At 49.3% G+C, this 337-nt stretch carries 1 protein-coding gene; it reads left to right on the top strand.

What is annotated here, in order from left to right; translation table 11 throughout:
- Positions 1-7: 7 nt before the first annotated feature.
- A partial coding sequence (locus ACNQ0T_RS23425) for an RBBP9/YdeN family alpha/beta hydrolase (protein WP_417930405.1) occupies positions 8-337 on the top strand: 330 nt, incomplete at its 3' end.

Below are 337 nucleotides of genomic sequence, written 5' to 3'. Positions count from 1 at the left end.
GGGTGAATTGGTACTGATTGGACACAGTTGCGGAGCCGTTTGTGTGGCGCAATGGGCAAGCCAATTTCCCAACCATCGAGTAAAGGCAATGATCCTAGCCACCCCAGCAGATGTTGATTCCCCTTCTGCCTTACTCGATATTCAACAGCAGAGACCGCTACCCAATAAAAAGCTTCCAAGCCCTTCTTTGCTTATTTATACCGATAATGATCCGCATCTTGGCACTGAAAGAGCCCATCAGCTTGCCGAAACATGGGGCAGCCAGCTTATGTTGGTTAAAGGCGGTGAGCATTTAAATACTGATGCAGGATATGGCGAATGGCATGAAGGCGAGCGG

It is taken from the genome of Enterobacter cloacae complex sp.6700776 (genome assembly GCF_048284255.1).
In the GTDB taxonomy this organism is placed as follows: Bacteria; Pseudomonadota; Gammaproteobacteria; order Enterobacterales; family Enterobacteriaceae; genus Enterobacter; species Enterobacter intestinihominis.
The sequence above is the reverse complement of the archived record's forward strand: the minus strand, read 5'-3'. Positions and strand labels throughout refer to the sequence as shown.